The 24,374-nt window shown below is 71.2% G+C and carries 19 protein-coding genes; 5 read left to right on the top strand and 14 right to left on the bottom strand.

Annotated elements, in window-relative coordinates; all coding sequences use genetic code 11:
• Window positions 1-20: 20 nt before the first annotated feature.
• From ACIA77_RS01730 to ACIA77_RS01740, 3 genes are read left to right on the top strand one after another with little or no spacing between them, the layout of a single operon-like run.
• Window positions 21-1,388 carry a right-handed parallel beta-helix repeat-containing protein gene (locus ACIA77_RS01730; protein ID WP_395884313.1) on the top strand — a complete coding sequence of 456 codons (1,368 nt, stop codon included), beginning with the start codon at window positions 21-23 and terminating at the stop codon, window positions 1,386-1,388.
• Window position 1,389: 1 nt separating this feature from the next.
• Window positions 1,390-2,637 carry an O-antigen ligase family protein gene (locus ACIA77_RS01735; protein WP_395883834.1) on the top strand — a complete coding sequence of 416 codons (1,248 nt, stop codon included), beginning with the start codon at window positions 1,390-1,392 and terminating at the stop codon, window positions 2,635-2,637.
• Window positions 2,634-3,836 (top strand): glycosyltransferase, encoded by a 1,203-nt coding sequence (locus tag ACIA77_RS01740; protein ID WP_395883835.1) that lies wholly within the window; start codon window positions 2,634-2,636, stop codon window positions 3,834-3,836. Before ACIA77_RS01735 ends, ACIA77_RS01740 begins: the two co-directional genes overlap by 4 nt.
• Here the strand turns inward: ACIA77_RS01740 and ACIA77_RS01745 are convergent.
• Window positions 3,734-4,723, bottom strand: coding sequence for a hypothetical protein (locus ACIA77_RS01745; RefSeq protein ID WP_395883836.1), 990 nt, complete (start codon window positions 4,721-4,723; stop codon window positions 3,734-3,736). The two genes, ACIA77_RS01740 and ACIA77_RS01745, sit on opposite strands and share 103 nt — an antisense overlap.
• A gap of 36 nt (window positions 4,724-4,759) precedes the next feature.
• Between ACIA77_RS01745 and ACIA77_RS01750 the strand changes: the two genes are divergently transcribed.
• Window positions 4,760-5,401 (top strand): phosphatase PAP2 family protein, encoded by a 642-nt coding sequence (locus ACIA77_RS01750; RefSeq protein ID WP_395883837.1) that lies wholly within the window; start codon window positions 4,760-4,762, stop codon window positions 5,399-5,401.
• Here the strand turns inward: ACIA77_RS01750 and ACIA77_RS01755 are convergent.
• The 3 genes from ACIA77_RS01755 to ACIA77_RS01765 form a co-directional block, all read right to left on the bottom strand.
• Window positions 5,398-5,697: a hypothetical protein gene (locus ACIA77_RS01755; RefSeq protein ID WP_395883839.1), complete on the bottom strand. Its 300-nt coding sequence runs from the start codon at window positions 5,695-5,697 to the stop codon at window positions 5,398-5,400. The genes ACIA77_RS01750 and ACIA77_RS01755 overlap by 4 nt on opposite strands.
• Before the next feature lie 14 nt (window positions 5,698-5,711).
• A complete protein-coding gene (locus ACIA77_RS01760) occupies window positions 5,712-7,163 on the bottom strand; it encodes a right-handed parallel beta-helix repeat-containing protein (RefSeq protein WP_395883840.1) in 1,452 nt (483 codons plus the stop codon).
• A 148-nt stretch (window positions 7,164-7,311) separates the two neighbouring features.
• The gene (locus tag ACIA77_RS01765) at window positions 7,312-12,705 is read right to left on the bottom strand and encodes an RHS repeat-associated core domain-containing protein (RefSeq protein WP_395883841.1); all 5,394 of its coding nucleotides are present in this window, start codon (window positions 12,703-12,705) and stop codon (window positions 7,312-7,314) included.
• A gap of 65 nt (window positions 12,706-12,770) precedes the next feature.
• Between ACIA77_RS01765 and ACIA77_RS01770 the strand changes: the two genes are divergently transcribed.
• On the top strand, window positions 12,771-13,553 hold the full coding sequence (locus ACIA77_RS01770) for an SAM-dependent methyltransferase (RefSeq protein WP_395883842.1): 783 nt from the start codon (window positions 12,771-12,773) through the stop codon (window positions 13,551-13,553).
• Between the two features lie 112 nt (window positions 13,554-13,665).
• Here ACIA77_RS01770 and ACIA77_RS01775 read toward each other — a convergent pair whose 3' ends face one another.
• Genes ACIA77_RS01775 through ACIA77_RS01820 form a run of 10 tightly spaced genes read right to left on the bottom strand, consistent with a single transcriptional unit; the run spans window position 13,666 to window position 24,049 of the window.
• Window positions 13,666-14,976, bottom strand: coding sequence for a glutamate-1-semialdehyde 2,1-aminomutase (locus ACIA77_RS01775; protein WP_395883843.1), 1,311 nt, complete (start codon window positions 14,974-14,976; stop codon window positions 13,666-13,668).
• A 12-nt stretch (window positions 14,977-14,988) separates the two neighbouring features.
• Window positions 14,989-15,531 carry a dTDP-4-dehydrorhamnose 3,5-epimerase gene (gene rfbC / locus ACIA77_RS01780; RefSeq protein ID WP_395883845.1) on the bottom strand — a complete coding sequence of 181 codons (543 nt, stop codon included), beginning with the start codon at window positions 15,529-15,531 and terminating at the stop codon, window positions 14,989-14,991.
• Window positions 15,528-16,721 carry a polysaccharide pyruvyl transferase family protein gene (locus ACIA77_RS01785; RefSeq protein WP_395883846.1) on the bottom strand — a complete coding sequence of 398 codons (1,194 nt, stop codon included), beginning with the start codon at window positions 16,719-16,721 and terminating at the stop codon, window positions 15,528-15,530. The genes rfbC and ACIA77_RS01785 overlap by 4 nt, the downstream gene beginning before the upstream one ends.
• Window positions 16,718-17,671 (bottom strand): glycosyltransferase family 2 protein, encoded by a 954-nt coding sequence (locus tag ACIA77_RS01790; RefSeq protein ID WP_395883847.1) that lies wholly within the window; start codon window positions 17,669-17,671, stop codon window positions 16,718-16,720. Before ACIA77_RS01790 ends, ACIA77_RS01785 begins: the two co-directional genes overlap by 4 nt.
• The gene (locus ACIA77_RS01795; protein ID WP_395884314.1) at window positions 17,668-19,041 is read right to left on the bottom strand and encodes a hypothetical protein; all 1,374 of its coding nucleotides are present in this window, start codon (window positions 19,039-19,041) and stop codon (window positions 17,668-17,670) included. Before ACIA77_RS01795 ends, ACIA77_RS01790 begins: the two co-directional genes overlap by 4 nt.
• A gap of 41 nt (window positions 19,042-19,082) precedes the next feature.
• Complete coding sequence (locus ACIA77_RS01800) at window positions 19,083-20,357, bottom strand: DUF4910 domain-containing protein (protein ID WP_395883848.1); 1,275 nt, start codon at window positions 20,355-20,357, stop codon at window positions 19,083-19,085.
• A complete protein-coding gene (locus tag ACIA77_RS01805; protein ID WP_395883849.1) occupies window positions 20,357-21,379 on the bottom strand; it encodes an NAD-dependent epimerase/dehydratase family protein in 1,023 nt (340 codons plus the stop codon). The genes ACIA77_RS01800 and ACIA77_RS01805 overlap by 1 nt, the downstream gene beginning before the upstream one ends.
• Window positions 21,380-21,384: 5 nt before the next feature.
• On the bottom strand, window positions 21,385-22,032 hold the full coding sequence (locus ACIA77_RS01810) for a PIG-L deacetylase family protein (protein ID WP_395883850.1): 648 nt from the start codon (window positions 22,030-22,032) through the stop codon (window positions 21,385-21,387).
• Window positions 22,029-22,817 carry a sugar phosphate nucleotidyltransferase gene (locus tag ACIA77_RS01815; RefSeq protein ID WP_395883851.1) on the bottom strand — a complete coding sequence of 263 codons (789 nt, stop codon included), beginning with the start codon at window positions 22,815-22,817 and terminating at the stop codon, window positions 22,029-22,031. Before ACIA77_RS01815 ends, ACIA77_RS01810 begins: the two co-directional genes overlap by 4 nt.
• Window positions 22,814-24,049 carry a methyltransferase domain-containing protein gene (locus ACIA77_RS01820; RefSeq protein ID WP_395883852.1) on the bottom strand — a complete coding sequence of 412 codons (1,236 nt, stop codon included), beginning with the start codon at window positions 24,047-24,049 and terminating at the stop codon, window positions 22,814-22,816. The genes ACIA77_RS01815 and ACIA77_RS01820 overlap by 4 nt, the downstream gene beginning before the upstream one ends.
• Window positions 24,050-24,374: the final 325 nt, after the last annotated feature.

Genomic DNA, 24,374 nt, shown 5'->3' on the forward strand with positions numbered 1-24,374 from the left:
TCGCGGCCGTGTGCGACAAGATGCCGCCCGGGCCGGCCACCGCGCCCGCCGGGGCCGTGACCGTGACGGGGGCCGACGACCTCGCGGCGAAGGTGCGGGGCGCCGCGGCGCGCACCACGTTCTGGCTCGCCCCGGGCAGCCACCACCTCGGCAACGACCGGTTCGACCAGGTCGAGCCCAAGGACGGCGACGTCTTCGTCGGCGCGCCCGGCGCCGTGCTCGACGGGCGCAAGCTCAACCAGTACGCCTTCACCGGGCATGCGAAGAACGTCAGGATCACCAACCTCACCGTGCAGAACTTCACCGCGCCGCGCGACGAGGGCGTGGTCAACCACGACTCCGGCGACGGCTGGGTGATCCAGCACGCGACCATCCAGGACAACGACGGCGCCGGCCTCATGGCGGGCGCCAAGCAGCAGGTGCTCGACAGCTGCCTGCGCCGCAACGGCCAGTACGGCATGAACGCGTTCGCCGAAGGCGACGACATCACCGGGCTCGTGGTGCGCGGCAACGAGATCACCGGCAACAACACCGGTGACTGGGAGAAGAAGATCGACGGCTGCGGCTGCACCGGCGGCATCAAGTTCTGGGCCGTCAACGGCGCCGACGTGATCGGCAACTGGGTGCACGACAACCGCGGCACCGGCCTGTGGGCCGACACGAACAACAACGACTTCCTCATCGAGGGCAACCTCATCGAGAACAACGACAGCTCGGCCATCACCTACGAGACCAGCTACAACGCCGTGATCCGCAACAACACGATCCGGCGCAACAACCTCGTCGACGGCCGCGACTACACCGACCGCGGCGACACGTTCCCGGTCGCCACGATCTACGTTTCGGAGTCCGGCGGCGAACCGCGCGTGAAGGCCCGCACGTCGAAGCTCGAGATCTACGGCAACGTCTTCGAGAACAACTGGAACGGCCTCACCCTGTGGGAGAACGCCGACCGGTTCTGCAACAGCCCGGCCAACACGTCCAGCGGCGTCTGCACGAAGCTCGTGCCCGACGTCGACAAGTGCGCCGCGCCGGCGATCGCGAAGAAACCGCTGCTGGACGACTGCCGGTGGAAGACCCAGCGCGTGGACGTGCACAACAACCGGTTCATCCTGCAGCCCTCGGCGATCGACTGCCAGGAGACGTGCGGGCGCATGGGGCTGCTGTCCAACTTCGGGACCTACCCGGATTGGTCGCCGTACAAGGGCGACGCGGTGCAGCAGGCGATCACCTTCAAGCAGGACAACACCTGGCACGACAACGCCTACGTGGGCCCGTGGACGTTCATCGCCACCGACATGAGCCACGTCCTCGGCATCGGGGAGTGGGAGGGCGCGCCGTACAAGCAGGACGCGCGCACCACGTACCAGCGCGGCGGGGGAGGCTGACATGGCTCTGCTGAGCGGGATCCGGCAGCCCACGGCCGCCGAAACCGGTGAACGGACGCCGAAGCTCGCCGGCGCGGCGTGGGCGCTGCTGATCCTCAACACGCTCGGGTCGACCGGTGCGCAGACCGTGATCCCGCTGCCGCGCGCGGTGAGCCAGCTCGTGACCATGGGCGCGCTGATGCTGGCGTTCGTGATCGCGCTGGCGCTCAACCCGCGGCTGAAGCTGCGCCCGAGCGCGTACCTGCTGCTGCTGACCCTGCTGCTGGTCACGAGCACCGTGGCGAGCCTGCACCTGGAAGCCGGGTTCGGTTCGCTGTTCCGCTGCTTCCGCTTCGCCGTGTTCATCGCGACGCTGTGGCTGCTCACGCGCTGGTGGAACGGCTCGTTCACGTTCGTGCGCCACCACATCCGGATGTTCTACGCGGTGCTGGTGTCGGTGGCGATCGGGCTGGTGATCGCGCCGGGCAAGGCGATGCCGGACGTCTACGGCGGCCGGCTCTCGGGCGCGGTCTGGCCGCTGACGCCGCCGCAGGTCGGGCAGTACGCGGCCGTGATCGCCGGGCTCGCGGCGTTGCTGTGGCTCGGCAAGCGGACGACGGCGGTGAGCGCGCTGGTCATCATCGTGCCCTCACTCGGGTTGCTGCTGCTCACGCACACCCGCACGGCCACGCTCGGGCTCGTCGCCGGGCTCGTGGTGGCTCTGCTGTCGCTGGCGGCCACGAACGCCCGCGCGCGCAAGGTGTTCACCACGTTCGTGCTGGTGGCGGGTTTCGCCGCCGTCGCGCTCGCCGGGCTGCTGCAAGCGTGGTTCCTGCGCGGGCAGAGCGAGGAGAACTTCTCGAGCCTCACCGGCCGTGCGAAGGTGTGGGACGCGCTGCTGGCGGCGCCGCGCACGGTCAACGAGTACATCTTCGGCGTCGGGCTCACGGACAAGTCCTACGACGGCCTGCCGATCGACAACAGCTGGCTCGCCGTGTACCACGAGCAGGGGTTCACCGGCATCGCCATCGTCGCGGCGTTCCTGCTGGTGCTGGTGGCCGTTGCGGTGCTGCGGCCGCCGTCGCTGGCGCGGGCGTGCGCGATCTTCCTGATCACCTACTGCATCTCCGCTTCCTACACCGAGGCCGGGCTGGGGGACGCGTCGCCGTACCTGCTGCACCTGGCGCTGGCCGCGTCGCTGCTCGCGCAGGGCACGGTGGGCGCCGCCTCGGCCGAGGACGAGTTCATCCCGAAGGGGCAGCCCGTATGAAGGTGCTCGTGGTCCACAACCGGTACCGCTCGGAGCAGCCGAGCGGGGAGAACAACGTGGTCGACGCGGAGGTCGAGCTGTTGTCGGCGGGCGGCGTGCAGGTGGGGCGGTTCGAGCGGCGCAGCGACGACATCGCGGCGATGTCCTTGCCGCGCAAGGCGTTCGTGCCGCTGCAGGTGCCGTGGAACCGGTGGGCGCGCGCCGACCTCGCGGCCCGGCTGCGGGCGGAGCGGCCGGACGTGGTGCACGTCCACAACACGTTCCCGCTGCTGTCGCCCTCGGTGCTGGCGGCGTGCGCCGACGCGCGCGTGCCCGTGGTGGCGACGCTGCACAACTACGGCCTGGTCTGCCCGCCCGGCACGCTCTACCGCGACGGGCGGATCTGCACCGACTGCGTCGGCGGCCCGCCCCTGCCCGCCGTGCGGCACGGGTGTTACCGCGAATCGGCCGTGGCGACGCTGCCGATGGCGGCGAACCTCCTGGTGAACCGCGCGCGGTGGCGCAGCGGCGTCACGCGGTTCTTCTGCATCTCCGCCGCCCAGCGCCGCGTGCTCGTGGACGCGGGGATGCCGGCTGCCCGGATGACCGTGAAGCACAACTTCGTGACCGACCCCGGCGTGCGGCGGACCGGTGCCGGTGAGCACGTGCTGTTCCTCGGCCGCCTGACGCCGGAGAAGGGCGTGCCGCTGCTGATGGCGGCGTGGGACCTCCTGGGCGGCGAACTCGGGCTGCCGCTGGTGATCGCCGGAACCGGGCCGCTTTCGGACGAGGTTTCGGCCTGGGCTTCTTCGCGGCCGGACGTGTCGTACGTGGGCCTGCGGGACAAGGACTCGTGCCGCGCGCTGACCGCGTCCGCGGCGGCGGTGGTCGCGCCGTCGGCCTGGCTGGAGGCCTTCGGGCTCGTGGTGGTCGAAGCGATGGCCGCGGGCGTGCCGACGGTCGCGCCCGCGCACGGCGCGTTCCCCGAGCTGATCTCCGACGGCGTCACGGGTGTCCTGCACGCGCCCGGTTCCGCGCCGGCGCTGGCCGGCGCCCTGCGCGACGTCGTCTCGGACCCCGACCGCAACCGCAAGATGGGCGAAGCCGCCCGCCACCGCTACGACGACGACTTCACGCCGGAGGTCGGGTTCCGCCGCCTCATCGAGGGGTACGAAGCCGCCATCGCTTCCCACGGCTCCGCTTTACCCGGCTCCGTTTGACACCGAAATGACGGCGCTTCGGGTTCGATGGACCCACCGGCCGCGGCCGCCTCGATCGCTGCGACGGGCAAGCCGGGTTCGCTGGATTCCGCGGGTGAGAGGGCGTTCGGCTCGATGAAGAACTCCACGCTGACGACCTCCGCGCGGCCGGGTTTCCCGCCGGAGAACCTGGTGCCGCGCGCCTCGGCGCCGCTGGGTTCCGCGCCGCTGGGTTCGGTGTCGCCAGCTTTCACCTCGGTGACCTCCGTGGCGCCTGGTTCGATGCCGGCGTCGGCTTCGGCGCGGGTGGGCTCTTCGCTGCCGGGTCCCGCACTGCTGACCGCCGCGGTGCGCGCTTCGGCGCCGCTGGCTTCGGTGTTGCCGGGTTTCGCACCGGTGACCTCCGTGGCGCCTGGTTCGGTGCCGGCGCAGGCGGGCTCTTCTCTGCTGGGTTCCGCGCCGCGGGCTTCGGTGTCGCCGGTTTTCGCCTCGGTGTCCTCCGTGGCGTCTGGTTCGGTGCCGACGTCGGCGCAGGCGGGCTCTTCGCTGCCGCGTCCCGCGCTGCTGGGTTCCGCGTCGCGGGCTTCGGTGTTGCCGGGTTTCACCTCGGTGACCTCCGTAGTGCCCGGTTCGGCGCCGGCGTCGGCGTCGGCGCAGGCGGGCTCCTCGCTGCCGGGCTCCTCGCTGCCAGGTCCCTCGCTGCCGGGACCCGCGCCGCTGGGTTCCGCGCCGCTGGGTTCGGTGTCGCCGGTTTTCGCCTCGGTGTCCTCCGTGGCGTCTGGTTCGGTGCCGGCGTCTGGTTCGGTGCCGGCGTCGGCGCGGGCGGGCTCCGGTCTGGCGCTCTCCGCGCCCGCGAAAGTCCGGAGGACTCCGGTCGCCGCGCCGCTCACTCCCGTGCCGCGGGCCACGGTGCCCGCGGCTGCCGCGCGGCTGAGATCCGGGCGATGAGAACCGCCGTCCGCACGGCGCCGGCGGCGCTGCCCGCGGTGGTGCGCACGCCGTTGCTGGTGTCGGCGGTGGCCGGGCTCGTCGTGGTGGTGGCGCTGGGCTTGCGCTTCGCCGGGGACTCGGTGGCGAGCGCGTTCGACGCGCCGCTGCTGCCCGGACCCGACCTGCTGCCGGACCCGTGGTGGTACGTCGCCACCGTCGTGGACTTCGTCGGCGAGCCGGTGGGGTCGGCGATCGTGATCGTGCTGTTCGTCGGGGTGGCGCTGTTGGCGCGGCGGGTGCGGACGGCCCTGCTCGTCCTCGTCGGCTGCGGGCTGACGATCGCCGTGACGTCGCTGCTCAAACCCGTCACCGGCCGCACCATCCACGGCGGTTACCTCTCCTACCCGAGCGGCCACACGGCGTTCGCGACCGCGCTGGCGCTCATCGGCGCGTTCGTGCTGGCCGACCGCCTGGGCCGCGCCGCGGCGCTCACGGTCACCGCAGCGCTCGCCCTCGCGTCCGGCGCGCTGATGGCCTGGACCGAAGTCGGCCTCGGCGCCCACTACCCGACCGACACCATCGGCGGCTTCGCCACGGCGCTCGCGGTCATCCCCGCGACCGCGTTCGCCGTGGACCGCGTCGCCGACCGGCTCTAGCGCAGCCGCACGCGGACGCCGTCGACGAACAGCTCCAAGCCGAACGCGAACCGCGCCTGGGCGGCCGGTTCGAGCGCACCGGCCCGTTCGTCGATCGTGTGGCCGAGCACGTAGTGCAGCAGTGCCTCGACCACCCAGCCGGCGTGTTCGCGAGGGAACCCCGCGTCGGCGAGCGCGCTGGCGGCCGCCGCGTCGGCCGCGGGGTCGGTGTCGCGGAGGTCGAGCAGGGCCGCTCGCGTGCGGTGGGCCAGCTCCACCAGCTGCGCGTCCCACGGCCCGGGTTCGGGTGGCTGCATGGAGCCAGTGTGGGCTAGAACGTGCTGCCCGCGTCCTGGCCGTACGGCCCCGCCTGCCACTGCTGCGGCGTGAGGACCCGGCTGGTGTCGTGGGCGACGAAGGTCCACGGGCCCGAGTAGGTGTTGCCGGTGAAGTGGTTGTCCTGGTCGAAGGTCACGGCCTGCTGGACCACGTCGCCCCGGTACGGGGACCAGTCGGGGTAGCTGCCGTAGTTCGACAGCACCGCCGTGCGGCCGCAGAACCGCGTGCAGCCGAGGTGGGCCGGGTCGAAGGTGAACGTGTTGTCGTGCACCGTGACGTGCTGGGTCTTCCACCGGCAGTCGTCGTAGAGCGGCCGCCGGGTGATGCCGGGTGCGGTGCACTGGGCCTTCGTCGCGAACGGTGTGCAGTACCCCGTCGACGTGTTGGCCGGGCTGTTGCAGAAGCGGTCGGCGTTCTCCCACAGCGCCACGCCGCCCCAGTTGTCCTCGAAGGTGTTGCCGCCGATGTCGATCAGGGGCGTGCGCGCGCTCAACCGCGGTTCGCCGCCGGATTCCGAGACGTAGATCGTGGCGACGGGGAAGTCGTCACCCGCCGCGGCGCGCTTCTTGCCGGCGACGATCCCGTTGCGGCGGAACACGTTGCCGCGCACGGTGAGGTTGTGGCTGATCTCGTAGAACAGGCCTTCGGCGTCGTTGTCCTCGATGACGTTGTCCCGCACGAGGAAGTCGTTGTCGTTCGTGTCGGCCCACAGGCCGGGCCCGTGGTTGCCGTGGACCCAGTTGCCGGTGACGTCGGCGCCGTTCACCGCCCAGAACTTCACGCCGCCGCTGCACCCGCAGCCCGGCGACTTCGTCTCCCAGTCGTCGGTGTTGTTGCCCGTGATCTCGTTGTCCGCCAGCACGAGCCCGGTGATGCCGTCGCCGGCGCGGTAGGCGTTCAGGCCGTACCGCCCGTTGTCCGCCAGGCAGCTGCGCCGCACCTCCTGCCGGTCACCGGCCATGAGCGCCGCGCCGCGGTTGTCCCGGATCGTCGTGTCCTCGACGACCCAGTGGGTGCCCGAATCGTGGTTCACCACGCCCTGGTCCTGCGGCGCGGCGAAGTGCCGGATCGTCAGGCCGCGGATCGTCACGTCCTTCGCCGGCCCGGTGAACGCGGCCTGGTTCACGTTCCGGCCGTCCAGCACCGCGCCGGGCGCGCCGAGGTAGGTGTCGCCGTCCTTGGGCTGGACCTGGCCGAACGCGTCGGTGCCGAGCGTGTGCGTGCCCGGCGCGAGCCAGAACGTCGTGCCGGCCGGGCTGGCCTGCGTCAACGCCGCCAGATCGCCGTCGCGCGCCGGGTCCACCACCACGGCGCCCGTCGGCACCGATGGGTACTCCGTCACCGCCTTGCCGCACACGCCCGCGGGCGCCGCCGCGGCCTGCGCCTCGACCACACCGCTCGCCAGCAGCACCAGCACAGCCACGACGGCCCCGGATCTCCCCATGGCTCGAACGCTACGAGCCACCCGCGCCCGCGTAACTTCCCCGATGGGGTCCGGCCCGCGCCCCGACGGGTGAACTTCCCTTCCCCGACAACACATTTCCCCGGACCAGCGCACTTCGTGGCTCTTTTCCGAAGTGGACGGACCGGGCTCAGTGCAGGTCCGTCACCCCGTCGATCCGGGTGAGCGAGCCCCCGGTGCCCGACTTCACCTGGGGCACGCCGAGCAGGTCGCCGATCCCGGCAGACCTGCCGGGGAGGTCGACCCCGCCGGCGTTGACCGGGTTCGCGCCGGTCCAGGTGTGCGGCCGGGCGTGTTCCTCACCGACCTCCATCACGTACTTGCCCGGGTTCGCCGCTTGGTGGTGCTGGACCGCTTCCGCGCCGTAGGAGTTGAACATCGCGTGCCGCTGGAAGTTGCCGCCGGAACCGGTGGCTCCCATCCGCGCGGGGTTGCCCCCGATGCCGACCACGTCCACGCCGTGGGTCTTCGCCGACTCGATGACCTGGCCCACCATCTGGTTGTTCGGGCTCTTGTTGAGGAACGTCTGCAGGTCCGGGTGCATCGGCGTCCCCGCCGGCGCCTTGAGGTAGTCCTGCACGTGCTGGTTGTGCGCGTCGTCGCGCAGGCTTTCCAGGTAGACCTTGTTGACGCCGCTGTTCTTCAGGTCGCCCATGTTGTCGCGCATCATCTGCAGACCCGGGTGGCCCGGGCCGTGCGAGCCGCCCACGACCACGCCGTCGTACTGGCTCAGCAGCGACTGCGTGCCTTCCGTCTTGTCCATGACGGGCCGCAGCCGCGCGTCCACGTCGTCGTCGCGGTCGTAGTCGCGGTGGTCCTGCTTGTTGTTGTCGACCACCTGGTTCGCCGTGTGCTGGTCGCGGCGGTCCTGCATCTGCCAGAAATCCTTGGTGTTCGGATCGTTCCGGCCGAGCGCTTCGATCGCCGCGCTGTTCTTGTCCCCGAACTGGATCTTGCCCTCGTCGAAGGCCTTCTTGTGCATCGCGTCGCCGAACGCCTTGCCGTGGTAGTCCCCGAGGGTCTGGGCGTCTTCGTTGAAGGACAGGCGCTGCTTGTGCGGGTTGGGCACCCCGACGCTCTGCGCGACGTTGTTGAACTCCTGCTCGTCGCGGATCTTGTTCGGCGTGCGGCCCGCCTTGCCGGACTTGCGCGGCCCGCGCAGCTCCAGCGAAGGCCCGTCCGGGGTGCTGTGCGCCTGGTCGTAGGAGAGCTTGCACGGCGCCAGCCCCAGCGGGTCCGTCCAGCCGACGGGGTCCGCGACGTACGCGTACGGGTTCGTCGCCGGCTCGAGGCCCGACGGGTCGGGGCTGAGGTAACGCGCCGTCTGCGGGTCGTAGTAGCGGTGGACGTTGTAGTGCAGCCCGGTTTCGTCATCGTGGTACTGGCCGGCGAACCGCAGCGACGTGGGCATCGGGCCGGTGGCCGCGCCCCACGTGGTGAGGCGGCCGTGCCAGACCAGGCCCTGGTCGGCGTCGACGAGTTCCGTCGGGGCGCCCGCGAGGTCGGTGACGATCCCGCGCAGGGCGTGGTCGTGCCACTCGCCGCTCGCCTGGTGCAGCACGCGCTCGGTCTGCGTGAGCACGCGGCCGCTCCCGGGTTCGCGGTGCCAGACCAGCGCGCGCACGCCGTCGGTGACCTGCTCGGCGAGCTGCTGACCGTCCCACGTGAACTCGGTGCGGGTGCGCAGGGTGCCCGCGGCGTCGCGCAGTTCCTTGGCGACGCGCCGGCCGAGCGCGTCGTAGCGGTAGCGCCAGTGGTGCCTCGCGGGCGTGCGCACGGCGACGAGGCGCTCGTGACCGTCCCACTCGTAGCGCCATTCGCCGCCGTCGGCGGTCCGGCGCAGCAGGAGCTTGCCGTCGGGGTCGTACTCGTACTCGGCGGTGTCGTCGCGCCGCAGCACGCTGCCGGCGTAAACGCGGTTGCCGGGCTGCACGAGGTTGCCCGCCGCGTCGTAGCCGTAGGTCTCGTGCGCGGCGGGACCTTCGACGGCCAGCGGACGGCCGACCGGGTCCAGCCGCAGCTGCCGCGGCCCCGTGAGGGTGTCCTCGACCGCGGTCACGGCGTCGTCGTGCCGGTAGTGCAGCGCGCGTTGCTGCACCGGGCCGGCCGCGGTGGTCAGCGTCTGCGTCACGAGCCGGTCGCGCGCGTCCCAGCCCTGGCGCAGCTGCGTGGTTCCCAGCCGCCGCTCGACTTCGCGGCCTTCGAGGTCGCGCACGAACGTGAGCTCGCGGCCCGCGGTGCCCAGCGCGAGCGGCCGGCCTGCGGCGTCGTAGCGCCATTCGGCGTGGGCACCCGTCGGGGTGGTGCGCGCGGTGCGCCGGCCCGAAGCGTCGAACGCGGTCGTGAGCGCGCGGCCGTTCACCGTCTCCTCGACCAGCCGGCCAGCCGCGTCGTACGCGCGGCGCACGTCGGCGTCGTCGTTGACGGCCCGGACGAGCCGTCCGGCGCGGTCGTACTCGTACGTCGCCACGGCACCGTCGGCGTCCAGCCGCGTGATGCGGCCCGCGGCGTCGTACCCGAAGCGCAGGACGTGGCCGCTCGCCGACGTCTGCTCGATCAACCGGCCCGCCGCGTCGTACCGGAAAGCGCGGCGGCGGCCGTCGTAGTCGGTGTCCGCGGCGAGCCGGCCGGCGGCGTCGTACTCGTAGCGCCAGCGCAGGCCCTGCTCGTTGCGCACGGCCGTGACGCGGTTTTCCGTGTCGTAGCTCAGTTCCACGCGCGAGCCGTCGGCCGCGGTGATCGCGACGGGCCGGTCGAACCCGGCGTACGCGGTGCGCGTGACGGCGGTGCCGTCGCGGGTTTCGCGGAGGTTGCCTTCGCCGTCGTGGCTGAAGGACACGCTGGTGCCGTCCGGCCGCGTGACGCTGAGCGGTTCGCCCTCGACGGTCCACGCGGTGCGGGTGGTGGCGCCGAGCGCGGCGGTCGAGGCGCTGGGCCGGCCGAAGCGGTCGAACGCGGTCCGCTCCGTCGCGCCGACCGGGTCGGTCACGGCGACCGGGAGCCCCGCGGCGTCGTACTCGTAGCGGGTCACCTCGCCGAGCGGGCCGGTCACGGCGGTGAGCAGGCCGGGCCGCGCGTACGTGAACGTCGTGCGGGCGCCGAGCGGGTCGACGCGCGCCGCGATGTCACCGTCCTCTGTGTACTCACGCAGCCACACGGCGCCGTCGGCCTCGACGACCCGGACCGGCCGGTGCTCCTCGTCGTACTCGGCGCTGCTGCGGGTGCCGTCGGGGTTCTCGACCCCGACCAGGTCGCCCGCTTCGTCGTAGTCGTAGCGGGTCGTGGCGCCCAGCGCGTCCGTGCGCGAGAGCAATTGGTCGCGGTCGTCCCACTCGAGCCGCGTGGTGGCGCCGAGCGGATCGGTGACCGCGACGACCTGGAACGCGTCGTTGAGGTCGAACACGCTCGTGGCACCCAGCGAATCGACGGCCGTGGTGCGGCGCGGTTCGTAGGTGAGTGCATAGCGCAGCGCGCCGTCGCGGCCTTCGGCGCGCACGCAGCGGCCCTGCGCGTCGTACTCGTAGCGGTACCACATGCCGTTGCGGTCTTCCCAGCGCGCGAGCCGGCCTTCGGCGTCGTAGCCGAAGCGCAGCGCCAGGTCCGAGGAGTTGCGGACCTCGGCGAGGCCGTCGCGTTCGTCGTAGCCGTAGCGCACGAGCACGACCGGTGCGCCGCCGCTGAGCAGGGTCAGCTCCGTGACGCGGCCGTCGGCGGTGGTCACGCCGACGTGGTGGCCGGCGGAGTGGACGACGTCGGTCAGCGCGCCGGCCTCGTCGTAGTCGAGGCGGAAGTGCTGCTGCCCCACCGGATCGCTGACCGTCACCAGCTGCCCGGTGACGCCGGAGAACAGCAGGGCGCGGCCGAGGTCCGGCTGGGTGAGCACGTACGACCCGTCGGCGCCGCGGGTCAGCGGCCACGCCGGGCCGGTCACCGGCAGCACGTCCGCGCCGACGACCGGGGCCGGGTACTCGAGGAAGGTGCCGTCTTCGGCCGCGAAGCGCACGCCGTCGGCGTCGGCCTCCACGCGCTGGTCGAGCGTCGAAGCCCACGACGAACCGAAGCCCCGGCCGATCCGGTACGACGACAAGTGCGTGCGCGTGAGCACGAGCGGCAGCGCCGCCGCGAGCCGGACGTCCTCCTGCGTGAGCATGACGCGCCCGGTCGACACGTCGATCGGGTCGCCACACGCGAGCCGGTCGGCCGACGGGGTGTCGTTGGCGCGCGGGGTGGTGTTGGCGTCCTTGATCGTGGTGCTCTGCGCGGACGTCTTGTCCTTGCCCCCGCCCCCGGACAGCCCGCGGTCGCTCTTCGGCGGGTCGAACGGCGGGGGATCGAACGGCGGCGGGTCGCTCTTCGGCGGCGCCGCGTCGGCCTTGGGCGGCGGTGGCGGGTCGCTCCTGGGCGGCGGCGGGGTGTCACCGGCGCTCGACGTCGTCGTGGTGTCGTCGGCCTTGGGCTGCGGCGTGTCCTTCGGTGCCGGCGGCGGGGTGTCGCGCGCCGGCGGGGGAGTGTCCGCCGACGACGCGGTGGTCGAGTCGTCCGTCTTCAGCGGCGGCGGGTCGGACTTCGGCGGCGGCGTGTCCGTGGTGTCGCGCGGCGGCGGGGTGTCGGCCGAGTCGCCCTTGGCCGGCGGCGGCGTGTCGCGCGGAGGCGGCGGCGGGGTGTCCGCCGACGGCGTCGTGGCGCCCCCACCGCCCTTGGCCGGTGGCACGTCCATCCCCTTCGGCGTCGGCCCGATGCTCTTGGGCGTCGGCGCCGCGTCGACCTTGCCGCCCTTGATGTTCTTCAGCGCCTTGGCGGCGTCTTCCAGCACCGTCCCGGTTTTCTTGAGCAGCGGGATGAGCGCCTTGATCGCCTTGATCAGCTTGGTGGTGATCTGCGTGATCTTCGAAGCCGTCTTCGCCACGGCCTCGGCGACCTGCGGGATGACCCAGCTCAACCCGATCCCGAGCGTCGCGATCACCTGCAACGCCCAGCTGATCAGGTGCCCGACGAGGTCGGCGATGATGTCGCGCACCAGCGCGCGCACGGCGGCCACGACCTCACCCGCGGTCTTCACGCCGCTCGCCGCGCCCTCGCTGCCCTTCTGCGCGCTGCCGAGCAGCTGTGTGAAGTCCTGGGCGCGCTTGCGGTACGCGTCGGCCGCCTGCCCGGTCCACGACTGCAGGTCGGCGTTGACCATGTCCTGCAGGTCGGACCCGATGGACTCGAGTTCCTTGGCGACGTTCGACCAGGTCTCCGACTGCGCCTTGATCTGGTCGGCGTTGCCGGTGAGCCCGTTGAGCGCTTCCTTCAGCGGCCCCACGTGCTCCATCAACCACCCGACCCCGGCCGCGAGGATCGCGCCGAACGGGTCCATCGCCATCGACAACGCGTCGAGCGCGGTGCCCACCGCGCCCATCGCGACCGACGCCCAGTCGCCGGTCTCGATCGCCGTCTTCACGTCGTTGGCGTCTTCGAGGAGCGTGATCCCGGAGTAGGACTTGGTCGAGTCCTCGGCCGGGGCGATCAACGGATTGGTCATGGATTCCACACGATGCCAGGCGCACCGGGGGTTCACCCCGTGTTCGCCGGAGAGATGTTGATCACGTGAGAAAACCGCGTGACAGCCGGTGGCCGGAACGCGAGGCTGTCGCCGTGCCCGACGACTTCACCCTCGCCCGCCGGTCCGCCATGCGCTGGAACGCCCCGCTCGACGAGCGGCACGCGGCGCTGCTGCTCGACCGCCTCGACGTCACCGGCGGCACCGTCGCCGATCTCGGCTCCGGATGGGGTGAGCTGCTGATCCGCGCGGTCGAGGGCACGCCGGCGCGGGGCATCGCCGTCGACACCGACGAGGTGGCGCTGGAGCGCGGGCGACGGGCGGCGCGCGAACGCGGCGCGGCCGTCGAGTTCATCGAACAGGACGCCGCGAGCTGGCTCGGTCCCGCCGACCGCGCGATCTGCATCGGCGCGTCCCACGCCTTCGGCGGCACGCGCCAGGCCCTCGCCGCGCTCGCCGGCGTCACCGACCGGCTGCTCTACGGCGACGGGTGCTGGACGGGCGAACCCACGCCCGCCGCGGAGGCGATCTTCGGCGACGAGGTCCTCGCGTTACCCGACCTGCTCGAAGCGTGCCGCGAAACCGGCTGGCGCGTGCTGCACCTCAGCACGGCCGACCAGTGCGAGTGGGACGACTTCGAATCGACCTCCCGCGCCGGCCGGCTGAACTGGCTGCTCGCCAACCCCGCCGACCCGCGCGCGGCGGAAACGCGCGACTGGCTCGACACCCGCGAGCGCGAGTACGTCACCGCGTACCGGGGTGTGCTCGGGTTCGCCTACCTCGTGCTCGTATCTTCGGCCCCGGCTTCGCCGAGGCGGCGAGATCGCTGAAACCCGGTTTCTTCCCTCCCGATGTGCTCGGCCCGAGGGGCCGAGCACATCGCTCAGTCCAGAAACCGGCGCGATCTCGCGGTGTGGGTCAGCACGGGGCCAGTGGCCGGGTTCAGGCCTTGCGGCGGAACACCGGCTTCACCGGCCGACCGCCGAGCCACGGCGACGGGTCGCCCGCGTGCAGCGCCTTGCGGTAGACCACGCAGGCCTGTGCGACGACCTCCACCGTGCGGTCGATGTCGTCCTCGGACAGCGCGGCGCTGACCACGAACGACGGGCCCAGCACCCCGCCCGTCACGAGCTGGCGCAGGAACAGCGTCCGGTACTCCTGCGACGGCCGGCCCGATTCGTCCAGCGTGCCGAACACCAGGTTGCTGTCGCGGCCCCGGACGACGATGTGATCGGCCACGTCGTGCGACGCGGCGACTTCGCGCACGCCCTCGGCCAAGCGTGCGCCCAGCGAGTGCAGCCGGGCCGTGACGTCCTCGGCCTCGTAGGTGTCCATGACCGCCATCGCCGCGGCCAGCGCGTGGGTTTCGGCGCCGTGCGTGGTCGAGAGCAGGAAGACGCGGTCGCGGGTGTCGCGCAGGCCGCCGAGCTCCATGTACTCGCGCTTGCCGGCCAGCGCCGAGACGGCGAAGCCGTTGCCGAGGGCCTTGCCGAACGTCGAAAGGTCCGGCGTGACGCCGAACAGGCCCTGCGCGCCGTGCTCGGAGAAGCGGAAGCCGGTGATCATCTCGTCGAACACCAGCAGCGCGCCGTAGCGGTGGGCGAGGTCGCACAGCCCGGCGAGGTAGCCCACCGGGGGGTCCTGCTGCGTCGCCGCTTCCAGGATCAGGCAGGCGATCTGCCCGTCGTGGCGCTGCAGCAGCGCTTCGGTGGCCGCGAGGTCGCCGTAGGGGAAGCGCACGGTCAGGTCCGTGATCTGCCCCGGGATGCCCGCCGCCATGGCGGTGGTGCCGATGAACCAGTCGTCCGTCGAGAAGAACGCGTGGTCGGCGCACAGCGCGACCAGTGGCCGGCCCGTGACGGCGCGCGCGAGCCGCACGGCGGCCGTCGTCGCGTCGGAGCCGTTCTTCGTGAACTTCACCATCTCGGCCGTCGGCACGGTTTCGAGGAACCGTTCCGCCGCTTCGGCTTCCAGAATGGACGGACGCGCGAAGTTGCTGCCCCGCTCGATCTCCCGCCGCACCGCCTCGACCACGCGCGGGTGCGCGTGCCCGAGGCTCACCGCCCGCAACCCCGAGCCGTACTCGAGGTACTCGTTGCCGTCGACGTCCCACACGTGCGCGCCGCGCCCGTGGGAGATCACCGGCGCGAGGTCCTTCGGGTACTGGTCCTCACCCTTCGCGTAGGTGTGCGCGCCACCGGGGATCACCCGGTGCAGGCGCTCGTTCGCGGCTCGGGATCGCGGCAGGTCCATTGTGGTCACCTTCTAGGTCGGCAGTGCCTCGGCGAGCGAGGGCGCGGTCTTGTCGCGTTCGGACAGCAGCGTGGGCGTCAGTGGCCACGGAATCGCGAGTTCGGGGTCGTTGTAGGCGATTGTGACGTCTTCGTCCGGATTGTGCACCCGGTCGATGCGATACGAGACGTCAGCGATATCGGAAAGTGCTTGAAATCCGTGCGCGCAGCCCGCGGGAAGGTAAATGCTGACCTGGGTGTCGCCGGAAAGCCGGAACGTTTCCACGGCCCGGAACGTCGGCGAATCCCGGCGGAGGTCCACGACCACGTCGAACACCTCCCCGAACGAGCAGCGCACGAGTTTCGCTTCACCCGCACCGGAACGCAGGTGCAGCCCGCGCAGCACCCCGCGCACCGAACGCGAAACGCTGTCCTGCACGAACGCGTCCGGATCGATGCCGACGGACCGCGCGACCTCGGCGTCGAACGTGCGCGAGAAGAACCCGCGCTCGTCTCGGTGCGGGGTGGGCTGGAACAGGTACAGACCGGAGATGGCCGGTACGGGAATGGCTTTCATCGGACCTCCGAGGAGAACTCCGGGGGGAAGAGGGTCGCCGAAAGAAGGCTGAACTGCGATTTCAACTGCTGTCTGTGCTCGTCGTTGCGCTCGGCCAGGGTGGCCTTCAGTTCGGGGCCGCGCCGTTCCAGTTCCTCGAACTGCGCGATCAGCCGCGGCACGTCGATCGCCCGCGCTTCCTGGCAGAACTCGCCGAGTCCCAGTTCGGTCATCAGCACGTCGTTCTTCTTCGCGTACCCGATGGCCAGCGTCGGTTTCCCGACCTTCAACGAGCACAGCACGTTGTGGTAGCGCGTCGCGACGACCGAGCCGACGCCCGCCATCGCGCGCATCAGCGAATCGAGGTCACCCGGTGGCTCCGCCGTGATCAGCGGCGAAGCCACCGCGGCCACGATCTCGTCCACCACCGCGAGGTCGGCCTGGTCGCCGATGAACAGGCGCACCGGCCGATCGTGGTCGACGAGGTGGCGCACGAACTCCGTCATCGAGTCCACGTAGGACCGGTGGATCTCGTCGCCGCGCGCGCGGTCGTCGTTGCTGCCGTAGTAGGCCATCACGCCGACCCCGACCGTGCGCGGATCCTCGTTCGCCTCCGGGGTCGGCAGCGCGAACGCCAGGTCCGGGTACACCCCGTCGCCGGCCGTGCGCACGCCCATGTCCGCCATGGCCGAGCGCGACAGCTCGTCGCGGTAGGACCGGTACGCCGCCAGCCGGGCGGCCAGCCGCACCAGCAGCCGGGTGGCCGGCACGCTGATCCGGTCGGCTCCCACGCTGACCAGCGCCACCTTCGTGCCGAACAGGCGGCCCAGCAGCGAAAGCAGACACAGCGCGTACGGGAAACCCCACGGCCGCAACGGAAGCGTCGCTTCGAGCACACCCATGCCCGGCACGATCACCACGTGCTGACGGCGCACCCACGACGCCGTCCGCACCACATCGACGAGCTTCCCGAGCGCCTTGGTGGCGATCGACCGCACCCCGGACGCCGTGCGGTACTCGTCGCTGTTCCAGTTCAGCCGCGTCGCCGGGATCCCGTAGCGGGCGCGGACCACGTCCGGGCCGCCGCAGAACGCGGTCACCGCGGCGTCGGGGTGCTCGGCTCGCAGGAACCCGAGCACCGCTTCCAGCGAACCGTCGTTGCCGAGGTTGCCCGAACCGAGCAACCCGAACACCCCGACCCGTGTCGTCACGAAACCCGCCGCTCGCGGCCGGCGACGACCAGGTCGACGGTCAGCGACAGTTCCGCGGCGTCGACGGGCGCGCGGTCCTCCACGCGCTCGCCCGCACCGCCCGGCCGCGCCCGGCTCGTGAACCACTCCACCAGCGCCAGGTAGCAGGCCCGGCGCTCGGGCGAGGACAGCGGTGCGGTGCGGATCCCGTGCACGAAACCCCACACGTACTCGGCCAGCAGCCGCACCGTCGGGTTCGTGATCGGGTTGCCGCGCTTGGGGTCGAGGTTCGCGCACCGCGACCGTTTGCTCGGGTTCGCGCGCTCGGCGCGGTCCGGGTGGTCGCGGCGGAAGTACAGCAGCTCCGGCACCTGGTGGAACGGCCCGTGCAGCGCCAGCTCGGCGACGTACGTGCGGTCCGCGTGGTGGTAGCTGTCCATCGGCGTGACGCGGCGCAGCACATCGGTGCGCATCACGCCGTAGAAGTCGTCGCCGCCGGGTTCGAACAGCAGGCTCTTGAACCGCACCGACGGCCGCGGCGAGTCGGTCTTGTGCACGTACTCGAGCGGCACGGTCACCGCGCCGTCGCCGTCGATGATGGCCTGGTGCGAGTGCGCCACGATCACGTCGGGCCGCTCGTCGAGCGCCTCCACGCACTTGGCGATCAGCTCGCGCCCGTAGAGGTCGTCGTGCGAGGCCCACTTGAACAGCTCGCCGCGCGCCAGGTCGAGCAGGACGTTGTGGTTGGGCGTCGCGCCGATGTTGCGCGCCTGGCGCACGTAGCGGATCCGCGCGTCCTTGCCCGCGTACTGGCGGCAGATCTCCTCGGTCGCGTCGGCCGAAGCGTTGTCGGAGATGATCAGCTCGAAGTCCTCGTAGGTCTGGCCGAGCAGCGCGTCGAGCGCTTCGCCCAGGAACTCCTCGCCGTTGTACACGGGCAGACCGATGGTCAGCCGGGGAACCGCGCTCATCCCGTTCTCATTTCTGTCATGCCGTCCGAGGCAGCATCGAGCTCTTCGTGGCTGAACGAACCCGACACCGGGCGGAACTCCATCGAGTCCTCCGGTGTGCGGGGTGCCGGTGCTTCGGGCGCCGGCGGGAGTTCTGGAAGATCCGCGGCGGCGGCGCGGCCGGCGAAGTACTCGCGCAACGCGATCCGCAGCTGCCACCACCACACGGCCGAACCGGTGATCGTCGCGATCGCGACGCCCCACTCCGACCCCGCGGCACCGCCCAGCGCGGCACCGATCAGGCCGAAGACGACGTAGAACACCGAAGCGATCAGCTGCGAGCGCAGGCTCCGCTTCGCCATGCCCAGCGCGCGCAGCCCCGCCGTCGCGCCCGTCGTGAAGCTCGCGCCCACCACCGCGAACGTCACCGGCAGGATCAGCAGCGACGAGCTGTCCCACAGCGAACCGAGCACGAACCGCCCGGCCGAATCCGGCACGAACAGCAGCAGCCCGAGGCCCCACGCGAGCGCGGCCGCCGCCTGCGCACCGCCCAGCACCACGCAGAAGTGCCACAGCCGGTGCGGGGACCGCTGCAGCACGCGCGCGCCCTCGGCCACCGTGACCAGCGAAAGCCCCATCAGCAGCGCCAGGAACGGCCCGAGCAGCTGCTCCGCGCCGCGCACCGTGCCCACCGCGGCCAGTCCGGCGACCGCACCCAGCCCGTACGCGCGCAGCTGCGAAGACCCGCTGTTGCTCACGTTCTCCACGAGGTAGCGCACGCCCAGCTCGCGGTGGTCGCGAACCCACGAGCGCACGCCGCCCAGCTTCGGCAGCACGCTCGTCTGCACCCAGCCGAACAGCGCCGCGACCCCCGCGGAGCAGCCCCACGCCAGCAGGAACGCGACGACCGTGCCGTACCGCGCGCCCAGCACCAGCGCCGGGAACAGTGCCACGGCCTGGATCCCGTCGTTCACGAACGCCTTCTGCCCGGTGCCCGCGGCGAAGAAGCCGAACCGCCACGCGTCCTGGACCAGCAGGAACGGCAGCACCACACCCAGCGCGAGGAACGCGTCACCCAGCGAGCCACCCACGGCGAGTCCGAAGAGGACACACACGAGCCCGGTCGCGACGCCCACCGCCAGCGCCGTGCCCACGGCCCGGCCGAGGGCCTCGCGCCAGCGCGCCCTCGTAACGCCGGAGAAGCGCACCATCAGCGGGTCGGTCGCGACGCCGCGCGAGACGTTGAGGATGACCCCGTAGGTCACCCACGCGATGCTGAACAGGCCGAACGCCGTCGCGCCCAGCGAGCGCGCGACGTAGAGGCCGACCACGAAGTTGGTCAGGCTCGACACGGCCTGGTCGCCCAGGCCCCAGCTCAACCGTCCCGCCATCGCGCGGACGGCCCGCGAGCGCAGGATCGCGGGCACCGGACTCACTCCTTGAGCAGGCCCGCGACCTGCAGGGCCCGGGCCGCGGTGACCACGGCCTCGAAGGGGAGGTCCGCGCGCTCGGCGATGTCGAGCAGGCTGTGCTCGCCGTCGGAGTAGCTGAGCACCCACAGCATCGCCATCTGTGCTGCCTTGGCGTCGCTGCGTCCGCCGAGCGAGTCGTACAGGCCACGCTTGCCCAGCTGCGGTTCGCCGTACGGGCTGAGGTTCACGTATCGGCGGTTGCGGTCGAGCACGGAGAACGCGGTGCGCAGCGTGGCGAGCGTGTCCTCCATGGCCTCGGGTGAAACGAAGTCCGGGTTGTCCGCCGACGTGTGGTACTCCGGGTAGCCCGCGTACGGCGTGCGCGTGAGCGAGCCGACGCCGAGGTTGAACCCGGGGGAGCAGAACTGCCGCTCGTCGTAGCCGTAGGGCGAGAACTCGCGGATCTCGTGCGGTTTGTCCTTCAGCACGTGAGCCATCACCCGGTCGATGTCGGCGTCGCCGCGGCGGCTGCGCTTGTACGTCAGCGAACCGCGGTCGCCGGCGCACGCGAGCACCACGCCGTGCTTCACGCGGTCGACGTGCTCCGCGTTGCGCGCGAGCCAGGTGATCGCACCGATCGTGCCGGGCATGAAGAGGAACCGGTACGTGTAGTGCGGCTTGCCGGAGGTGTTCTCGGCCAGCGCCTGCGCGAGCGACACGGCCACGGCGATGCCGGCGAGGTTGTCGTTGGCCAGCGACGGGTGGCACACGTGGCACGACACGATGACCTCGTCGCTCACCTCACCGGGCACCACGTGCTCGGCGTAGGTGAGCGAACCGTCGGCCAGCGTCGAGTCGATCTTCACGTGGTAATCGCCCTCGGGCAGGGCGTCGAGCGCGTCCTGCGCGAGGCAGAAACCCCAGGTGGGCGAGTAGTAGCTGGTGCGGTACGGGATCCACGACGGGCTTTCCGGCAGCGTGTGCAGGTGCCCCCGCAGCTCGGTGAGGCTCATCGTCTCGTCGACCGGCACGGAGTAGCCGACCAGGTGCAGGTTCGACTCCCGGAAGTCGATCACGCGCCGGCCGGCGGCGTCCGCGACGTACGCGTCGCGGACGTTCCACTCCTGCGGCACGGTCCAGTCCAGCACCTGCGTGCCGGTCGGCACCTCGTGCTGCCGCAGCGCGAGGTGCTCGCCGACGATCGCGAGCGTGGCCCGGACCCCGTCCCCCGTGATGCTCCGGCAGAGCGGGTACATCCGCTCCACCAGCGCGTGCATCTCGCCCCCCGTGAGCATCAGCGGTGCCGCAGCGTCTCGTCGACGGAGCCGTCGGCCCGGCGGTCGGACAGCCAGTTGAGCCGCGTGAAGCGGCGCTCGAACTGCTCCTTGGTGAGCTCGTAGTCGCGGTAGGCGTCGATCAGCTGCAGCGCGCCGTCCTTCACGCCCCACTCGCAGTCGAAGCCCGGGATCGCCTCGCGGAACCGGGAGAAGTCCACGCGGTACGAGCGCGGGTCCGCGCCGGCTTCGCCGGTGATGCGCAGCTTCGAGCCGGGCACGGCGTCGACGACCTCCTGCGCGATCTCCGCGACGGTCACGTTGTTGCGCTCGGTGCCGATGTTGAACGCCCGGTTGTGCACGGCCTCGCGCGGCGCCTCGAGCGCGGCGGTGAAGGCGCGGGCGATGTCCTTGGCGTGCACGAGCGGCCGCCACGGCGTGCCGTCCGAGAGCACCAGCACCTCGCCGGAGAGGTAGGCGTGGCCGACGAGGTTGTTCAGCACGATGTCGGCGCGCAGCCGCGGCGAGAAGCCGAACGCGGTGGCGTTGCGCATGTACACGGGCGTGAAGGCGTCGTCGGCGAGCTTCGACACCTCGTCCTCCACGCGCACCTTCGACTCGGCGTACGGCGTTACCGGCCGCAGCGGCGCGTCCTCGTCGACGAGCCCGCCGCCGCCCGAAGCGCCGTAGACCGAGCACGTCGACGCGTACAGGTACCGGCCGACGCCGGCGTCTTTGGCCAGCTCGGCCAGCCGCACCGACGCGTGGTGGTTGATGTCGTAGGTGAGCTCCGGCGCCAGCGAGCCCAGCGGGTCGTTGGACAGCGCGGCCAGGTGGATCACCGCGTCGTAGCCCTCGAGGTGCTCGGGGCGCAGGTCACGCAGGTCCACGTCGATCGACGGCGGGTCCTTCGGCGCCGGGCCCAGCAGGCACCCCGCGAACAGCCCGGAGTCGAGGCCGGTGACGTCGTGCCCGGCTTCCGCGAGCACTGGCGCCATCACCGTGCCCAGATAACCCGTGTGCCCGGTCAGCAACACCAGCATTTCAGTCAGCCCCTCAGGTCGAGAACGAGTTTGTTCAGTTCGAAGGCCTCCGCGTACCGCTCCTGGCACTCGATGCCGCGGATCCTGGCGAGGCCGAGGAAGGCCTCGCGGTCGTACCAGGGGCGGTGCCGCTGGGAGGCGTAGTGCTCCTGCAGCAGCCGCACTTTCTGCTCGGCCAGCTCGCTCGTGAGCGGCACGTACGCCGGCAGGCGGCCGAGATCTCCGTCCCACTTCACGATTTCGTAGCCCAGCGTCAGGTACCCGCGGTAGACCGTGGGCACCAGCGTGGCCAGGCCACGGTGGTCCTGGTGCGCGTCGACCGTGCGCGGCGCGAGGACCACGTCCGGGTCGGTGCGCTGCCGGAGTTCTTCCAGCGCGTTCTTGGCTTCGTCCCAGTGGGCGGGGAGCCGGCCGTCGGGGAGCTTCAGCACCGTGACGTCGAGGTCCGCGCCCGGGCAGAACGCCGCCAGCGCCGCCCGTTCCTCGTCCTCGCGTTCGGTGCCACCGCCCGACAGCACCAGGGCGTCGATCCGGACGCCGGGCTTTTCGCCGCAGATCGTGAGCAGCGTTCCGCCGGCGCCGATCGCTATGTCGTCGCAGTGGGCACCCAGTGCGACGACGCGGTCGAGCCGTTGTGCGCCGAGCTTGATCACGCGTGCACCTTGTCCCGTTCCCACAGGGCCCAGGGCCGGTCGCCGTGGGTGTAGGCGGCGTCGAGCGCGTAGCGCTCCTTGACCGTGTCGGTCGGCTTCCAGAACCCGCGGTACGGGTAGGCCAGCAGCCGGCCGCGCTTGGCGAGTTCGCCGCAGCCGTCGGCGACCAGGTCGCCGTTCTCCGGGATGTGGTCGAAGATCTCCTGGCGCAGCACGAAGTACCCGCCGTTCTCCCACAGCGGCATGTCGCTGACCGGCGTGATCGCGCCGATGCGCCCGCCCTCGTCCATCTCCACGCAGTGGAACGACGACTGCGGCGGCACGACCATCATCGACGCGCCGGCCTCGGTCTCGGAGAAGCGCTCCACCATCTTGTCCAGCGGCGCGTCGGTGAGCACGTCGGCGTAGTTGGCGAGGAACATCTCGTCGCTGTCGAGGTGCTCGCGCACGCGGCGCAGGCGTTCGCCGATCGGCGACTCGATGCCGGTCTGCACGAACGAGATCGTCCAGTCGGAGATGTCGGTGGACAGCAGCTCCGGCTTGCCGTCGCGGAGCACGAAGTCGTTGGACGTCGTTTCCCGGTAGTTGAGGAAGAACTCCTTGATGTGGTGGGCACCGTAGCCCAGGCACAGCACGAACTCGGTGTGGCCGAAGTGCGCGTAGTAGCGCATCACGTGCCAGATCAGGGGTCTCGGGCCCACCATGGCCATCGGCTTCGGCACGTCGGACGCGTCGCCGTTGCGCATGCGCATGCCGTAGCCGCCGCAGAAGAGGACAACCTTCACTGCTTCACCTCGACGATCTCCAGACGGGGGATCGGGAACACGAGCCGCCCGCCCCAGTCGTCTACATAGGACAGTTGCTCGGTGAGTTCCTTCCGCAGGTTCCAGGGAAGGACGAGGACGTAGTCGGGTTTGTCGGCCGCGATGCGCTCGGGTTCGAGGACCGGCACGCGGGTGCCCGGGGTGAACCGGCCGTGCTTGTACGGGTTGCGGTCCACGGTGTAGGTGAGCAGGTCGGGCCGGATGCCGCAGTGGTTCAGCAGGGTGTTGCCCTTGCCGGGGGCGCCGTAGCCCACCACGGTCTTGCCCTCCTTGGCCGCCTTGACCAGGAACTCCAGCAGGTCGAGCCGCACGCGCGTGACGCGTTCGGCGAACTCGGTGTAGCCGGACAGCTCGTGCAGGCCCGCGGCCTTCTCCCGCTCCAGCACGTCGACCATCCGCGCGCTCGGCTCCCCGGCGACCTCGGTGGGCCGCGCCCACAGCCGGATCGAGCCACCGTGCGTCGGCAGGAGTTCGACGTCCACAACGGACAGTCCGCCGACCGCGAGCGCGCGCCGCGCGGATTCCACCGTGTAGTACTGGAAGTGTTCGTGGTAGATCGTGTCGTACTGGTTCTCGCTGATCAGGGTGAGCAGGTGCTGCACCTCGATGGAGACCCAGCCGTCGTCGGCCACCAGCGCCCGCAGGCCGTGGGTGAAGCCGATGATGTCGGGGATGTGCGCGTACACGTTGTTGGCGGCGACGAGGTCGGCGGGCCCGTGCTCCTCACGCACGTCGCGTCCGGTCTCGGGGCTGAGGAACGCGGTTTTCGTCGGCACGCCCTTGTCGCGCGCGGCCTGCCCGACGTTCACCGACGGCTCCACGCCGAGGCAGCGGATACCCCGCGCCACCACGTGTTGCAGCAGGTAGCCGTCGTTGCTGGCCACCTCCACCACGAACGAGTCCGGCCCCAGCCCGAGCCGCTCCACCGACGCGTCGACGTACTCGCGGGCGTGCTCCACCCACGAGGTGGAGAACGACGAGAAGTACGCGTAGTCGGTGAACGTGTCCTCGGGCGTGATCAGCGGCGGGATCTGCGCCAGCCAGCACTCCGTGCAGACCTGCAGGTGCAGCGGATAAGTGGTCTCGGGCTCGGCCAGCTGCTGCGCGGTCAGGAACCGCTCACACGGCGGGGTCGCCCCGAGATCGACGACACTCACCAGAGCTGTCGAACCGCAGAGTCGGCATGTGGTCATCAACGGGCTCCTCGGCTCGCGGCTTGCGTGCTAGACACGTCGATGACCAGCGGATGGTCGTTACAGGGAGCGCGCGAGGGGTGGAGCACCGAGTTCGAAATGAGATGTGCTCGTAGGCTGTTTGTCTGATAGCTGCTGGTTGTTCACGCTGGCCGCGGTGTGCGCGGAGAGTAACGCCGCTGCGCGGCGGGTGGGTTTTTTGCGCACCCCGAAGCAAAAGTGTGACTGTGTTGTCTGCCTCGGCTTCGCCGAGGCGGCGAGATCGCTGAAACCCGGTTTCTTCCCTCCCGATGTGCTCGGCCCGAGGGGCCGCGCACATCGCTCA

The organism is Amycolatopsis sp. NPDC051903 (genome assembly GCF_044452505.1).
Taxonomy (GTDB): domain Bacteria; phylum Actinomycetota; class Actinomycetes; order Mycobacteriales; family Pseudonocardiaceae; genus Amycolatopsis.

Bases quoted from the DNA above. Each gene is read 5' to 3' on its own strand.
- ACIA77_RS01740 (WP_395883835.1), top strand. From the start codon at position 2,634: ATGAAGGTGCTCGTGGTCCACAACCGGTACCGCTCGGAGCAGCCGAGC.
- ACIA77_RS01765 (WP_395883841.1), bottom strand. From the start codon at position 12,705: ATGACCAATCCGTTGATCGCCCCGGCCGAGGACTCGACCAAGTCCTAC.
- ACIA77_RS01820 (WP_395883852.1), bottom strand. From the start codon at position 24,049: ATGACCACATGCCGACTCTGCGGTTCGACAGCTCTGGTGAGTGTCGTC.
- ACIA77_RS01775 (WP_395883843.1), bottom strand. From the start codon at position 14,976: ATGGACCTGCCGCGATCCCGAGCCGCGAACGAGCGCCTGCACCGGGTG.
- ACIA77_RS01730 (WP_395884313.1), top strand. From the start codon at position 21: ATGCCGCCCGGGCCGGCCACCGCGCCCGCCGGGGCCGTGACCGTGACG.
- ACIA77_RS01790 (WP_395883847.1), bottom strand. From the start codon at position 17,671: ATGAGCGCGGTTCCCCGGCTGACCATCGGTCTGCCCGTGTACAACGGC.
- ACIA77_RS01795 (WP_395884314.1), bottom strand. From the start codon at position 19,041: ATGGCGGGACGGTTGAGCTGGGGCCTGGGCGACCAGGCCGTGTCGAGC.
- ACIA77_RS01755 (WP_395883839.1), bottom strand. From the start codon at position 5,697: ATGCAGCCACCCGAACCCGGGCCGTGGGACGCGCAGCTGGTGGAGCTG.
- rfbC (WP_395883845.1), bottom strand. From the start codon at position 15,531: ATGAAAGCCATTCCCGTACCGGCCATCTCCGGTCTGTACCTGTTCCAG.
- ACIA77_RS01760 (WP_395883840.1), bottom strand. From the start codon at position 7,163: ATGGGGAGATCCGGGGCCGTCGTGGCTGTGCTGGTGCTGCTGGCGAGC.
- ACIA77_RS01805 (WP_395883849.1), bottom strand. From the start codon at position 21,379: ATGCTGGTGTTGCTGACCGGGCACACGGGTTATCTGGGCACGGTGATG.
- ACIA77_RS01800 (WP_395883848.1), bottom strand. From the start codon at position 20,357: ATGCTCACGGGGGGCGAGATGCACGCGCTGGTGGAGCGGATGTACCCG.
- ACIA77_RS01750 (WP_395883837.1), top strand. From the start codon at position 4,760: ATGAGAACCGCCGTCCGCACGGCGCCGGCGGCGCTGCCCGCGGTGGTG.
- ACIA77_RS01735 (WP_395883834.1), top strand. From the start codon at position 1,390: ATGGCTCTGCTGAGCGGGATCCGGCAGCCCACGGCCGCCGAAACCGGT.